We start from the raw sequence: 14,392 nt of genomic DNA on the forward strand, positions 1-14,392 counted from the left end.
CGTTGATCATGCAAAAGGGGGACATTTATGCAGGATTGGCAACGTGATAAAGCGTATTCAAATATTGTTAAAGATTTATTGGCACACCCACAGGTTCAAGAGTTGGCTAATTACACGCAGCACCACCACTCTGATCGGTTGACACACTCAATTGCGGTGTCATACGTCAGTTATCAATTGGGGCTGCGGTTAGGGCTCAACGCAACGGCTTTGGCGCGTGCTGGTATACTGCACGACTTGTTCTTTTATGATTGGCGAACAACCAAATTTGAATTGGGAACGCATGCGTTCATTCATCCACGCGTTTCATTACGAAATGCGGAGAAAATTACACAACTATCGCCAATGGAAAAGGACATCATTCTAAAACATATGTGGGGGGCCACAGCGGCATTACCACATTATCGTGAAAGTCTTTTATTGGATTTAGTGGATGACTATATGGCCATCGCTGAATTCTTTTCACCGGCATCAGCACGTGTAAAACGACTGTTCCATGCAAACTAATACAAGATAATCTAAATACCCTTTGTGAACGAAATGTATCACAAAGGGTATTTTTAGTATTAACTGACCTTCATTTCATTGACAGAAAATAACCAAAAATTCTTCACTATCGCAAGAAACACGCCATAGTTTGTGTTCATTTCGTCCGAGGTTTGGTCTTATAATGGTCACATATTCAGTTGTATAATGTAAGTATCAAAAGTGAGGAATGAGTTGTTGGGGAGCAACGCATTCTGCTTACATTTTTCAAGGGTTTAGACGTGCAAAATCTTGTGAAGAGGTGTACGATTAAATTACTTATTAAATGTAAATATAAACGCAAATTTTAAAAACATTGTTCAAATTTAGGAGAAGATAATTATGGCAGTAGCATCACACGAATTAACTAACACATTGTGCGACAAGTTCATCGCAACTTTCGATATTTTGGGACGTAAGTGGAACGGATTGATCATTGAAGTTTTGTTGAATGATGGTCCACGTCGTTTCAAGGACTTGGCGCAAGCTGTAACGAAGTGCTCAGACCGTGTTTTGGTTGAGCGTTTGAAGGAATTGGAATCAGCTGGCATTGTAGAGCGTCGTACATACGAAGATTCATCATTGATTGAATACGCTTTGACGGAGCGCGGTGAATCAATGCGTCCAATGATGGCTGCTATCCACGAGTGGTCAGACAACTGGAACGCCTAATTGCATAGCAAATGGAGTCGGTAGACACAGTGATGTGTTTGCTGGCTTTTTTTAATTGTCTGTTTGGGTGCGGGTGTCGTGCTGCCGCACGAGGCTTGGGTGTGGCGGATTGGCTCCGACAAAGATGACAGTGGGAAACTCCGCCGGCACGAGCACCGGCTAGCACCCAAATAATTGTGCTAAGGGTCTGGCTCCTATCGCCTTATCTAACCGGCGGTCGGCCGAACTTGTGAGTTCCCCACTGTCATCGCTACGCCAATCCGCCACACCCAAGCCAGCAACTAAGATGTTCTCATTTAGATGAGATGGTCATAAACTGGAGAACAGATTACTTTGTTGTTTTTGGTAGATGATAATTAAACAATTAGAGTAACTCTTGGCAGCTGCAACGGGGGTGGTTGTATCCGGAGCGTTCAAAAATCGGCAACATGCCGCATGGCCGGCGCTATTCAGGAAAGCCCATACAGACCTTGAGGGTTAGGGGGAATTATTTGCCCCGCTGAATGGCGTCCGCGCCATTCGGTTGCCGAGTTTTTGAACAAAGGCGTAGGAAACAACCACCTCCGTTGCTCGTCGCAACGCGACGACACCCGCAAACACCACAAAACCATACCCAGAATGACTTCCCCTTGCACAGTGCCTAGAATGTTGTACAATAATATAAGAAACTTTGAATGACCTAGTAAGTTAGTGGGCTGTGTTAGAGAGTGGGAGTCGGTGAAAACCCATCAGCATGATAACTGAATTTCAGTCAGGAGTTCAGCGGTTGCAAGGCCGTTGCGGTTCATTTCCGTTAACGAATGTCCGAGGGTAGTCGCATTGACTACTAAAAGTAGGGTGGTACCACGTTAATGAGCGTCCCTGCGACAATGTTTATTTGTCGCAGGGACTTTTTATTTTGATTTTAAATTTTAAGGAGACAGATCATGAGTTTACAAGACGAGCTCACACAATTGCGCGATCAAGCATTGGGCGAAATCGCGGCAACTGCGGACTTGAAGGCTTTGAACCAAGTACGTGTTAATTGGCTTGGTAAGAAGGGACCGCTAACAGAAGTGCTACGCGGTATGAAGGATTTGACGCCTGAAGAGCGACCTGTTGTTGGGGCGCTTGCTAACGAAGTGCGCGATGCACTGACTGAGGCCATTGCAACCCGTCAAACGAATTTGGAAGCCGCTGCTTTGAATGAAAAGTTGGCAGCTGAAACATTGGATGTGACGTTACCAGGCCGTGCAACGGCACAAGGACAACCACACGTGTTGCAACAAATCATCGAGTCACTTGAGGATCAATTCCTTGGTATGGGTTACCAAGTCATTGAAGGACCTGAAGTGGAGCAAGACAAGTATAACTTTGAGATGATGAACTTGCCTAAGGATCACCCAGCCCGTGATATGCAAGATACGTTCTATATCACGCCAGAAATCTTGATGCGTACGCAAACGTCACCCGTTCAAGCCCGCACGTTGGAGTCACACGACTTTAATGCTGGACCTTTGAAGATGGTATCACCTGGTCGTGTTTACCGTCGCGATACGGATGATGCAACGCACTCACACCAATTCCACCAAATGGAAGGACTTGTGATCGATAAGCACATCACGATGCGTGATTTGAAGGGAACGCTTTTGGCAGTTGCGCGCAACTTGTTTGGTGAAGACCATGATATTCGTTTGCGTCCATCGTACTTCCCATTCACGGAACCTTCTGTTGAAGTCGATGTGTCATGGAACGCGGTAACGCCTGACATGAACCCTGAAGATATCGAATGGATTGAAGTGCTTGGTGCCGGTATGGTGCACCCTAACGTTTTGCGTATGGCTGGGGTTGATCCTGAAGTATACGGTGGCTTTGCCTTCGGCTTGGGGCCTGACCGTTTTGCCATGTTGAAGTATGGGGTTGAAGATATCCGTAACTTCTACTTGAACGATGTGCGTTTCTTGACGCAATTTGACCAGAAAGGATAAGCAAACAAAATGAAGGTTTCTGTAAATTGGTTGCGTGATTATTTGCCAATCGAATTGCCAGCAAATGAGTTGGCAGAGAAGATTTCACGTACGACAGTTGAAATTGAAGGACAATACCAACCACAAGCAAACATGAAGAACATTGTGATTGCCAAGGTATTGTCAGTTGAAGAACACCCAGATTCAGACCACATGGTGATTACCCAAGTGGATGCGGGTGAAGATGAGCCAATCCAAATTGTGACTGGTGCACCAAACGTAGCTGAAGGTCAAACAGTTATCTTGGCCAAGCACAACTCAATCGTTGGTGGTGGTCAAAAGATTAAGAAGGGTAAGTTGCGTGGCGTTGTTTCAAACGGTATGTTAGCTGCCTTGCAAGAACTTGGTTTTGATGACAAGGTGTCACCTAAGGACTTTGAAGACGGTATCTGGGTGTTTAACGATGTTGACGCTGCTGATTTGACACCAGGCGAGAATGCTTTGCATGTTTTGGGCATGGATGATGATGTGCTTGAAACAGGCATTACGCCTAACCGTGCTGACTTGTTCTCAATGAACGGCACAGCTTGGGAAGTGGCAGCTATTTTGTCAGAAGAACCAACGTTGCCAACGTTTGAATTGACGGAAACGTCAGAGAAAACAGCTGATTTGATTTCAGCCACAGCCCCAGCTGAATTGGCACCTAAGTATGGTTTGCGTGTTGTTAAGAATGTTGAAGTGAAAGACTCACCTTTGTGGTTGCAACGTCGTTTGTGGACCATGGGCATTCGGCCAATTTCTAACGTGGTCGACGTAACAAACTTGATGTTGTTGACGTACGGTCAACCATTGCACGCCTTTGACTTGGATACGTTGCCAAGCAAGGACATCACGGTTCGTACGGCTAAGCCAGCTGAAAAGATTAAAACATTGGATGGCGTTGAACGTGAAGCATCAGCTGAAGATATTGTCATCGCAGCTGGTGATGAAGCTTTGATGTTTGCCGGTGTCATGGGTGGTGAGTCAACTGAAGTAACGGCTAAGACGACGAACATCGTGTTGGAAGGGGCTATCTTTGAGCCAAAGGCCATTCGTCACGCTGCTCGTGATCAAAACTTGCACTCAGAAGCTTCAACACGTTTCGAACGTGGTGTGAATGTAGAAGATACGTTCACAGCATTGGACCACGCGGCTGCTTTGATTGCTGAAATTGCTGGTGGTGAGGTAACTGAAGGTCGTGTGGTTGCACAAGACTTTGACTACGAAGCACCAGTTGTGAAGGTGACGACGGCCCATGTGAACCATGTGTTGGGGACTGAAATCACAGAGGCTGAAATCTCAGCTATCTTTGACCGTTTGTTCTTCGATTATGAGTTGAATGACGGTGAATTCACCGTAACTGTGCCAGCTCGTCGTTGGGATATTACGATTGCCGCTGATTTGGTCGAAGAAATCGCCCGTTTGTACGGTTACGATAACTTGCCAGCAACGTTGCCAACTGGTGAAACGACACCCGGTAAGTTGACGCCAAAGCAAGCATTGATTCGTGCGACGCGTCATGATCTTGAAGGCTTGGGCTTGAACCAAGCTATTTCATACGTATTGACGACGCCAGAGAAGGCAAATAACTTCAAGTTGCATGATGGGCAACCAATTCAATTGGACTACCCAATGTCACAAGATCGCCAACAAACGCGCGGTAGCTTGTTGACGGGCTTGCTAGATGACGTTGCCTATAACGTTGCTCGCAAGCAAGCTGATGTGGCTTTGTATGAGCAAGGCCGTGTCTTTGTTTCAAATGGGGATGCTTCTGTATTGCCAACAGAAATTGAGCATGTGGCTGGTGTGATTACTGGTAACGTATTACCTCGTACTTGGGCTGCTGGTGCACAAAAGGCTGATTTCTTCGCCTTGAAGGGCATTGTTGAACGTTTGTTGGCTAATTATGCGTTTGCTGATGACATTCGTTTTGTACCAACGACTGAACGTGCTGAAATGCACCCAGGCCGGACGGCTGACATTTATGTTGGTGAGACGTTAATTGGGTTCGTTGGTCAAGTACACCCAGTGACTGCTAAGACTTACAAGGTCAACGAGACTTACGCCTTTGAGTTGAACGTAGACGCCATTTTCGATTTGCCTAAGGTTAAGGATGGTTATGAAGTGGTATCACGCTTCCCAGCTGTTGCCCGCGACTTGGCCATCTTGGTTGACCGTGATGTGCCCGCAGCTGATTTGCGTGCCGCCATCGTAGCTGCTGGTGGTGCTTTGCTGCACGACGTTGAATTGTTTGACGTGTACACGGGTGAAAACGTGGCTGATGATAAGAAGTCATTGGCATACGCTTTGACATTCGTTGATGTTGAAAAGACGTTGGTTGATGAAGATATCAATGCAGCTGTGGAACGTATTACGGCTGCACTTGCAGAGAAGTTTAACGCGGAAATCCGTTAATCTTAAAAAGACTGTAATCAAAAAGTCGTTGTTGCTGGTATACTAGACAGTAACAACGGCTTTTTTATAAGCCCAATTAGAACTAGGAGTTGCATAATGGACGATTTGAGTCGATTGAACGGTAAAAAGTCACGCAAGGGTCTTTGGATTACTTTGGGTGTGGTAGCCGTTTTGCTACTTGGTGGTGCCGGTTACGGTGGTTACCAATACTACACAATTCAAAAAGATAAGACGGATTACTCAGCCTTGAATGCTAAGAGTAAGAAGGATGTACAGGTGCAAATTAAGGCTGGTTCTGATTCAGCTACGATTGCGAAGGATTTGGACAAAGCTAAGGTCTTGCGCTCTGAACGTGCTTTTATGAATTACGTGTTGACGAACAATGTGTCAGACATGAAGGCTGGTTACTATTTGTTTAGCCCATCAGATACGGTGCAAGAAATGGTTAAGTCATTGCGCCAAGGTGGTTCAGCTTATCCGTTGAACAACAAGGAAACGATTACGGTTCGTGAAGGTGAGACAATTTCAAATATTGCGAATGAAGTGGCAGCTAAGACGCACTTCACCCGTGATGAATTCTTGAAGGCTGTTAACGATGATGCGTTCTTTAAGCGTTTGCAAGCTGCTTATCCAGGCTTGCTTGATTCAGAGACCACAAGTGATCAAAAGGATCAAATCCGCTACAAGTTGGAAGGGTACCTTTACCCAGCGACTTATAACTGGAAGGATGCCAAGAACGTTAATGAATTGATTAACCAAATGGTTTACCAAGACTATACCCAATTGAAGGGCCAATTTGATGCGATTAAGAAGTCAGGCAAGACGGTTCACCAAGTTTTGACGCTTGCATCTTTGGTTGAACGTGAAGGAATCGATGAAGATAGCCGACGCACAATTGCCGGTGTCTTCGAAAACCGTTTGGACGTTAAGATGCCATTGCAATCAGATATTGCCACAAAGTACGCGCTTGATACAGACAAGACGAATTTGAGCAATGAAGATGTTAAGTCAGATAACCCATATAACTTGTACAAGTTCTCAGGTTACGGGCCAGGACCATTTAACAACCCATCATTGCAATCAATTCAAGCTGTTTTGAATCCTAAGGATCGCGACAAGGGTTACCTCTACTTCGTGGCTAATTTGAAGACTGGTAAGGTGTTCTACTCAAAGGATTATGATGAACACTTGGGTAAGTCGGGTGACTTGGAATCAACCAATGAATCAGTCGGTAATGCAGCTGATTCATCAAATGCAGCTAAGAAGTCATCAAACACAACGACTTCATCTGCAACATCATCAAAATAAAAACACATGCGAAAAGCGGCTTTCGGGTCGCTTTTTCGTTTGGCTTTACACACTTTCGGTAGCAGTCCATAATGGAACGTAGAGTATTTTACACACATAGGAGGAGAGCATGGCGACAGCATTAGAGACGCTACAACAAACATTTGGTTATAGCTCGTTTCGCGAGGGACAAGCTGAAATTATTGATGCCGTAATGGCTGGCCAGCGCACGTTGGGGATTATGCCAACTGGTGGTGGTAAGTCATTAACATACCAAATTCCAGCGCTGATGTTGGATGGCATCACGGTGGTCATTTCGCCATTGCTATCTTTGATGAAAAATCAGGTTGATGAATTGCATGAGGCAGGCGTGCCGGCAGTGACATTGAATTCAACCCAAAATGATGAGGAATATCGGGCAGCAATGAACAGCCTGCTGAACGAAGAGGCGAAACTGCTGTATTTGGCGCCTGAACGGTTAGGGAGCGAGGGGACGTATGCCTTACTTAACCGCTTGCCAATTTCGCTAGTCGTGATTGATGAGGTTCACGTACTTTCGCAATGGGGTCATGATTTCAGGCCAAGTTATTTGAATGCGGTTGGGTTAATTAATAATCTAGAGTCTGCGCCCCGAGTGATGGCATTGACTGCAACGGCTACAGAACGGGTGCAAGCCGACTTGGAAGCAATGTTGCACATTCAACATACGGTTCGGACGAGTGTTGTCCGTGATAATTTGACAATCCGCATTGAAAAGGGGCTGAATAAACGGAGTAAGGAAGATTTTATTACCAAGTATATTCGCGAACATCGTGGTGAATCAGGCATTGTTTATGCGCCAACCCGCAAGATTGTTGAAGCGTTGACGGAGACACTAACGGCGGCGGGCATTAACGCAGTTGGCTACCATGCTGGTATGCCTGACCAAGCGCGTGCCCAAGCTCAGGATGATTTTATTTACGATCGACGTGACGTGGTTGTGGCGACAAACGCCTTTGGAATGGGGATTAACAAGTCGAATGTCCGGTTTGTGATTCACTATGGGATTCCGGGCTCAGTGGAGGCCTATTATCAAGAAATTGGTCGTGCGGGTCGTGATGGATTACCATCCGAAGCCATCTTGCTGTATGCGGCGGCTGATTTACAAACACAACGCTTCTTCATTGATAATAGTGATAATCAGACGCCAGAGTACCAAAACTTACAGAAGATGAAGTTACAGGAAATGGCAAACTATGGCGCGACGCAAATGTGTTTGCAACGCTATATCACCCGCTACTTTGGTGAAGATACGCCGGATTGTGGCCGTTGTACCAATTGCTTGGATAACCGTGATGCGGTTGATATCACAACGGATGCTCAAAAGGTGTTGAGCCACGTGGTCCGCATGGCAAAGTCACGTGGTGGCGAGAATGGCTTTGGTAAAACGCTGACGGCCGAAACATTACGTGGTAAATTGCCAGATAAGTTCCAATGGACCAATTTGGATCAACTGCCAACGTTTGGGTTACTCCAAGGGACCGCTCGGGTGCATATCATGAGTTTGATTGACTACCTTATTGCGGAGGGGTACCTACGTGTGACGGGGCAGTATGCTGGTTTGACTGTCTCACCAGAGGGCGTGTCGGTGTTGAAGGGAGAGCGTCAGGTTAAGCGTCGTCAAGATGTTCGGTCGATTGATGATCGTGTAAAGGCAGGCTCACCAAGTACGCGTGACGATTTGGATGAGGCGCAACGGACGGTCTTTGAAGCGTTACGAACTTGGCGTTTGGAGCTGGCCCGGGTGACAGAAATTCCGCCATTCATTATTTTCAATGATCGTACTTTGGTCGAGTTGGCCAAGCAGCAACCGCGCAATAACGCAGAGTTGATGGCTGTACCAGGAATTGGGGATGCTAAGGCTGAACGTTACGGTAAGGAAGTGTTGGCCGTGATTGCTAAAGCAACTGAAACTGAATAATAAAAAAGAGGCTAGGACAAATTTGTCCTAGCCTCTTTTATTTATTTATTTGATTTAACTAAGCCAAGTCAACGGCCATGATTTCAACGTCCATTGAGGCACCGTTTGGCAATGGTACTTCAACTTGGTCGCCAACCTTCTTACCCATCAAGGCAACGGCGATTGGTGATTCGTTTGAAATCTTACCCTCAAGTGGGTTTGCTTCAACGGCACCAACGATGGCGTAAGTTTCAGGCTCTTCGTCTGGCAACTCCTTAAAGGTTACCTTCTTACCAACTGATACTTCATCGTCAGCGATTTCTGATGAGTCGATGATAACGGCGTTGTCCAACATGTTTTGCAACGTGTTGATGCGACCTTCAACGAAAGCTTGCTCATCCTTAGCTGATTGGTATTCAGAGTTTTCTGACAAGTCACCAAAGCTACGTGCAATTTGGATACGACCAGTGATTTCAGCACGAGTCTCCGTAATCAATGTGTTCAATTCTTCCTCAATCTTGGCCTTACCTTCGACCGTCATTGGGAATGTCTTTTCTTCAGCCATGTGTGTGGCCTCCTATTTCTAACAGTTTTTTATTTGAAAAAATAATTGTAATCCCGTAGGTTCAAAAAATACGATACCACGGGGGCTGGCGTGTGTAAAGGTTCACAACGGCTTCTTTTAAAATTGGTGCAATGAATGACGTCGTTTTTCGCTTTCTGACCAGCCCAACCCAGCCATAAAGAGGGCAAAGCCAAGAGAAACAATCGCGCTAATCTTTAAGTAAGGTGGCGTGAATTTAAAGGTGACACTGTGCTCGCCAGGCTTTAAGGCCAAACCGATAAAGAATTTACCAACGGTGACAGTATCGGTTGCTTTGCCATCAACGTAGGCAGTCCAACCATCGGCGGCTGGAATCGTAGTCATCATAAGACCGTTACCAGCCGGGATCGTGATTTTACCACTGATACGTGTTTGGCTAACATGGCTTGGCTTAAACGCGTTATGTTGTAGCGTCTGGGCTTGTGCACGGATAGAATCTGTGTTGGCCCGGTACAGTGAAACGTTTTGTAGCCACAAGTCATTCTTTTTCAGGATAAACGTAATAGTTTGCGTTTGACCTTTTTGGTATGACGGTAGTGGCACGATAATCGTGTGACGGTGACTTGGCATGGTTGGTAGTGCCTTACCATTTAATTGAATTTCAACATTGTCATTATTCAATGCATCCCCAATCGTTAAATAGTACGGATCATCCGTGCTAGGCGTATAGGTCACGGTTAATGAACCAACGGCATTGGCGTTTTCTTTCTTCAGAAAGGCCCCCGTGATGGTTGTTGGTGCCGTCATGTTTGTCGCCGCTGAGCTATCAAAATTGGCACTTTCGAAAATCGGTGTGTTGTCATAACCAAGTAGGGCATTCCAAAGGTCGCTTTGATTACGCAAAGGGTCGTTATCTTTGAACTTAACGTTGAGGGCATTTGTGTTCGCTGCAAATGCGAGTGGCAACGCATAAGGGTTCTTTGACAGCACCGCCATCTGGGTGTGCTTGGTCATTTGATAATAACCGTTGGTATCACTCCGCGAGTAAGTGCGCATATTCGTTGGCGTACCAGACGTGTGTGGTTCTTGACCACTTGGCTGGATTAAGTAGCGCATCCCCAGTAAAGCATCGGAAACCAAAGTACCGCCGTTGTAGGTGATGTAATTATCACCCTCGGGTTGACCGATGGCCGCCATGAAATCACTCTGCTGATGTTCAAGGGCCGAGCTAAATGTTGACGCGCCATTGTAGTGTGCTTGGAGCGGATCACCCTTAGTTCGCTGGAATGATTGCGCCACCCGGTAGAAGTCTTTATCTGACTTGGGCAAATCTGCCGTAATTTGATTGAGGCTCTTAATGTAGGTTGTGTACTCTGTGTTTGTTAGATAGCTGAAATTATTGAGAGACCAGATAGTGCTGGTTGTCATTTCACCGACAACCAACAACGTCACCATTGGTAACCACCAACCACTGCGGACTGGCAAGGCATGGAAGCCAAGGAGCAATAGGAAGAAGCTGCCTCCAATGATGAGTTGGTTTTGGGTCAAAAAGTTGAGGCTATCCAGGCGGTAGTAGAGATACACTACTGCGGCGACAGCCAAAATGAAGAGGCTGCCGAGTTGGGTCCACGAGAATCGAAGCGTCGGTGACCACACGGACGCCGCCAGCCAGATGACCCAAAAACTAAAGACGTATGAGAACCGATAAGGGTACCAAACTGGGAACTGGAAGCCATGCCACATCAAGTTCAAAGGGGCGTACATCATTGAGACGACTAAGAATGCCGTAATGAAGAAAGCGACCAAACGAGTTTGCCAGCGAATCAAGCGGTAGGTAAAGAAGAACCAGAGCATGATAATTGGTAGACTACCAACAAAAATGTTTGGTAGGCCGCTTGGCATTTGGTCAAAGTTGAAAGTCCCTAAGAATAACTTACCAAGTAAGTCGGGGGCTTGATATTCAAACTTCCAACTCAAGTTATCCAGCATATGTTGCCCTTTACTATTTAATAACGTGTAGGCAGTAGGTAACCAAATGACGGTCGACAACCCAATGCTGATAATGCTACCGAAAATAAATTTCCGTAAAATATGCCAGCGTTCTAACAGACGGTATGGTTGCCAGAATAAACGCCAGATAATGTATAACACAAGGAATAGCCCAATCATGTAGGCCATATAGTAGTTAATCACGAAGATTGCAAACAGTGGCGCAATGAAGCGCCAAGCCGACCGCCCCTCAATATACCGTTCTAGGCCGGCGATGATTAAAGGCAGTAAGATGGCCGCATCTAGCCAAAGTAAGTTGAGGTCATTCGCGACGAACCACCCCATCATGGCGTAAGTCACACTAAAGAGGGGGAGCCGCCAGCCGTTTTGCCAGCGCATACTTTTTAAGGCGTAGGCGAAACTCCAACCGGCTAAACCGTACTTTAATATAGTAAGAAACAGAATGCCGATGGGCAGATAGGTGTTGGAAAATGGTAATAATAATAGGTTCGTCGGACTTAGCAAGTAGTAAGCCCAGTCACCATACGTTTCACCACCTAACCCTTTCGCAAAACTGTAAAAAATACTGAGCGGATTAGAAAATAGGGCATGTCGATAACTTTCGAAAAAATCAATGTATTGTTGTCCCAAATCAACAGTTAGAATGGAACTTGACCCAAATGGTGCCATCCCACGGAACCCAAAATAGACCGTCATGATAATAACGGGTAGTAAAAAACTAATCCATAGGGTTTTAGTAGATGTGCGCCATTTTAAAGGATTTAAATGTGCGAACATAATGTTTTCTCCAATAATTTCAATTAGTACTATTAAACCATATAATAGGCCTGAAAATTCAGCGAATTCGTTGTAAGAGGTTAAGGTATTAGGGGCATAAAATATGCTACAATTAAACAATTAGATTGAATAGAAAGAAAGGGTCGAGTTATGCAATCACCTAAGCGCCGTGGCAAGCGACGTGTGTCAACTAACGGTTCGTTGTCACGTATTCCTGTCCGGCTGAATGTTTTGATGGGTATTGTTGTACTGATGCTCGGTGCATTGGGCTGGCGATTGGCAACGCTACAGATTACGGACAGCGCAAAATATAAGACTGCCGTGACGAGTGCCGAATCCAGCGTCGAACAAGTTAATGTCCAACGAGGCATGATTTATGATAGTACCGGCCAAGCTTTGGTTGCGAATAAGGGATCGCAGGCGATTACTTATACCAAGCCAAAAAGCATTACTGAATCAGAAATGTACGCCATTGCGAATAATGTTGGTAAGTACTTAACTGTCGATACTAAGCAGTTATCAACACCTAACTATGCAACGTATTATATTCAAGACCCTAAGCGTGCTAAGCGCGTGGTTGAAGCGAGTGGCACAACAGCTGCTCCCGGTACGGATGCATACGTGAATGCGCTACGTGGCTACGTTGAAAAACATAAAAAGCGTTTCCCACTAACGGATTTGCAAAAGAATAAGGCAATGATTTACCAGAAGATGGCAAATTCATATGCCTTGTCAACGGTTTACTTGAAAGAAACTGATGTGACGCAACAAGAAATTTCGGATATCGGTGAGCGTCAATCAAAGATGCCAGGCGTTAAGGTCGGCATCTACTACACACGTGATTATCCACAAGGTGATGCGATTAAGTCACTAGTTGGTGGCACGTCAACTTCAAAGTCAGGGCTGCCTGAAGACAGTGTTAATTCTTTGCTAACCCAAGGCTACTCACGTGACGATGTCGTCGGAACGTCATACTTGGAAAAGCAGTATGAGTCAACGTTAAAGGGGACGAAGGCCCGTGTTGAAGTCACAACTGATAAAGATGGCAACACGAAGGAAACGACCCAGTATAAGGGTCAAGCTGGTGACAACTTGACGTTAACGATTAATGCAAAGTTCCAGAATGATGTGCAAGACATTTTGGAGAAGAATATTCCTGGTGGTAATACAACGGGTGCGTATGCGGTCGTGATTAACCCGAAGACTGGTGGCATTTATGCCACAGCTGGCGTTAACCGTGATTATGAAACAGGAAAGTTAACGGCTGACGCCTTGTCGACAGTTAACCAAGCTAACGTTGTCGGATCTGTTGTTAAGCCAGCGATGATCACAACCGGATTTATGAATGGTGCGATTACACCAGAAAATAATACGATTACTGATCAACCAATTTCGGTTGCTGGAACGCCAACAAAGTCATCATGGTGGAACCGTAATGGTAGTGGAAACATGCCATTGACGGCCGACACTGCCTTGATGATGTCTTCTAACACGTACGTTATGCAAGTTATGCTGCGCTTGGGTGGTTTGAACTACTTCCCAGGTATGTCATTGGGTGCCTTGCCAACGTCTGTTTACCAGACGATGCGTGACGGATTCGCCCGTTTCGGATTGGGTGTGAAGACCGGCATTGATTTGCCTGGTGAAATCACGGGTATCAAGGGATCAACAACTCGTGAGCACATCGGTAATGCCTTAGACGAATCATTCGGACAGTATGATACGTACACGACGATGCAACTTGCACAGTACGTTGCAACAATTGCAAATGGTGGTTACCGTGTCCGTCCACACATTGTGCAATCAATTCAATCCCGTGATACAGCCAATAAGGTAACGACTACGACGACGATACCAACCGAAGTTCTTGGGACTGTTGGTTGGACGAAGGACGAGCGTGACTTAATTTGGAAGGGTATGAATGAAGTTGTGCACAGTAGCTCAGGCTATGCCACTGGAACGCACTTGAAGGATGTTAAGCCTGAAGTTAGTGCTAAGACGGGAACAGCTGAAACGACGACGAATGGGGCAACGACGGTTACGAGTTCATTGATTTCATTCGTGCCGGATTCAGACGTGGCCTTGGCGGTTGTTATTCCAGGAACGGACGATGCTGATGAAAACGTTAACCAAGCAATTGGTTCACAAATCTACGCTGCCTTTTGGAAGGATGTCCAGGACGCTGGGTCAGCTAACAAATAAGGGGTAATACCCTGATAATTAACGGTTCTTAGACTA

9 protein-coding genes and 1 other annotated feature are annotated in these 14,392 nt (G+C 45.8%); of the genes, 7 read left to right on the top strand and 2 right to left on the bottom strand.

Going from position 1 to position 14,392, the window contains the following annotated elements:
* The first annotated feature begins 27 nt into the window (after positions 1-27).
* The 6 genes from ESE_RS0105190 (at position 28) to recQ (ending at position 8,844) form a co-directional block, all read left to right on the top strand.
* A complete protein-coding gene (locus ESE_RS0105190) occupies positions 28-507 on the top strand; it encodes an HD domain-containing protein (RefSeq protein ID WP_010372317.1) in 480 nt (159 codons plus the stop codon).
* 360 nt (positions 508-867) lie between these two features.
* Positions 868-1,197, top strand: coding sequence for a winged helix-turn-helix transcriptional regulator (locus tag ESE_RS0105195; protein WP_010372319.1), 330 nt, complete (start codon positions 868-870; stop codon positions 1,195-1,197).
* A gap of 661 nt (positions 1,198-1,858) precedes the next feature.
* Positions 1,859-2,063 (top strand) — a binding site (T-box leader).
* Positions 2,064-2,123: 60 nt separating this feature from the next.
* A complete protein-coding gene (pheS, locus tag ESE_RS0105200) occupies positions 2,124-3,164 on the top strand; it encodes a phenylalanine--tRNA ligase subunit alpha (protein WP_010372322.1) in 1,041 nt (346 codons plus the stop codon).
* A gap of 9 nt (positions 3,165-3,173) precedes the next feature.
* On the top strand, positions 3,174-5,597 hold the full coding sequence (gene pheT / locus ESE_RS0105205) for a phenylalanine--tRNA ligase subunit beta (RefSeq protein WP_010372326.1): 2,424 nt from the start codon (positions 3,174-3,176) through the stop codon (positions 5,595-5,597).
* A 96-nt stretch (positions 5,598-5,693) separates the two neighbouring features.
* Positions 5,694-6,905, top strand: coding sequence for an endolytic transglycosylase MltG (gene mltG / locus ESE_RS0105210; protein WP_010372329.1), 1,212 nt, complete (start codon positions 5,694-5,696; stop codon positions 6,903-6,905).
* A gap of 109 nt (positions 6,906-7,014) precedes the next feature.
* Positions 7,015-8,844, top strand: coding sequence for a DNA helicase RecQ (gene recQ / locus ESE_RS0105215; RefSeq protein ID WP_010372331.1), 1,830 nt, complete (start codon positions 7,015-7,017; stop codon positions 8,842-8,844).
* Positions 8,845-8,902: 58 nt separating this feature from the next.
* Here the strand turns inward: recQ and greA are convergent, their stop codons facing one another.
* Positions 8,903-9,388 carry a transcription elongation factor GreA gene (gene greA / locus ESE_RS0105220; protein WP_010372334.1) on the bottom strand — a complete coding sequence of 162 codons (486 nt, stop codon included), beginning with the start codon at positions 9,386-9,388 and terminating at the stop codon, positions 8,903-8,905.
* Between the two features lie 117 nt (positions 9,389-9,505).
* Positions 9,506-12,154, bottom strand: a complete 2,649-nt coding sequence (locus ESE_RS0105225) for a YfhO family protein (RefSeq protein WP_010372336.1) — start codon at positions 12,152-12,154, stop codon at positions 9,506-9,508.
* A gap of 150 nt (positions 12,155-12,304) precedes the next feature.
* On the opposite strand from ESE_RS0105225, the gene ESE_RS0105230 reads away from it, so the two are divergent.
* On the top strand, positions 12,305-14,356 hold the full coding sequence (locus ESE_RS0105230) for a peptidoglycan D,D-transpeptidase FtsI family protein (protein WP_010372339.1): 2,052 nt from the start codon (positions 12,305-12,307) through the stop codon (positions 14,354-14,356).
* The last annotated feature ends 36 nt before the right edge of the window (positions 14,357-14,392 follow it).

Origin of the sequence: Weissella cibaria KACC 11862 (assembly GCF_000193635.1) — a bacterium.
GTDB classification, from domain to species: domain Bacteria; phylum Bacillota; class Bacilli; order Lactobacillales; family Lactobacillaceae; genus Weissella; species Weissella cibaria.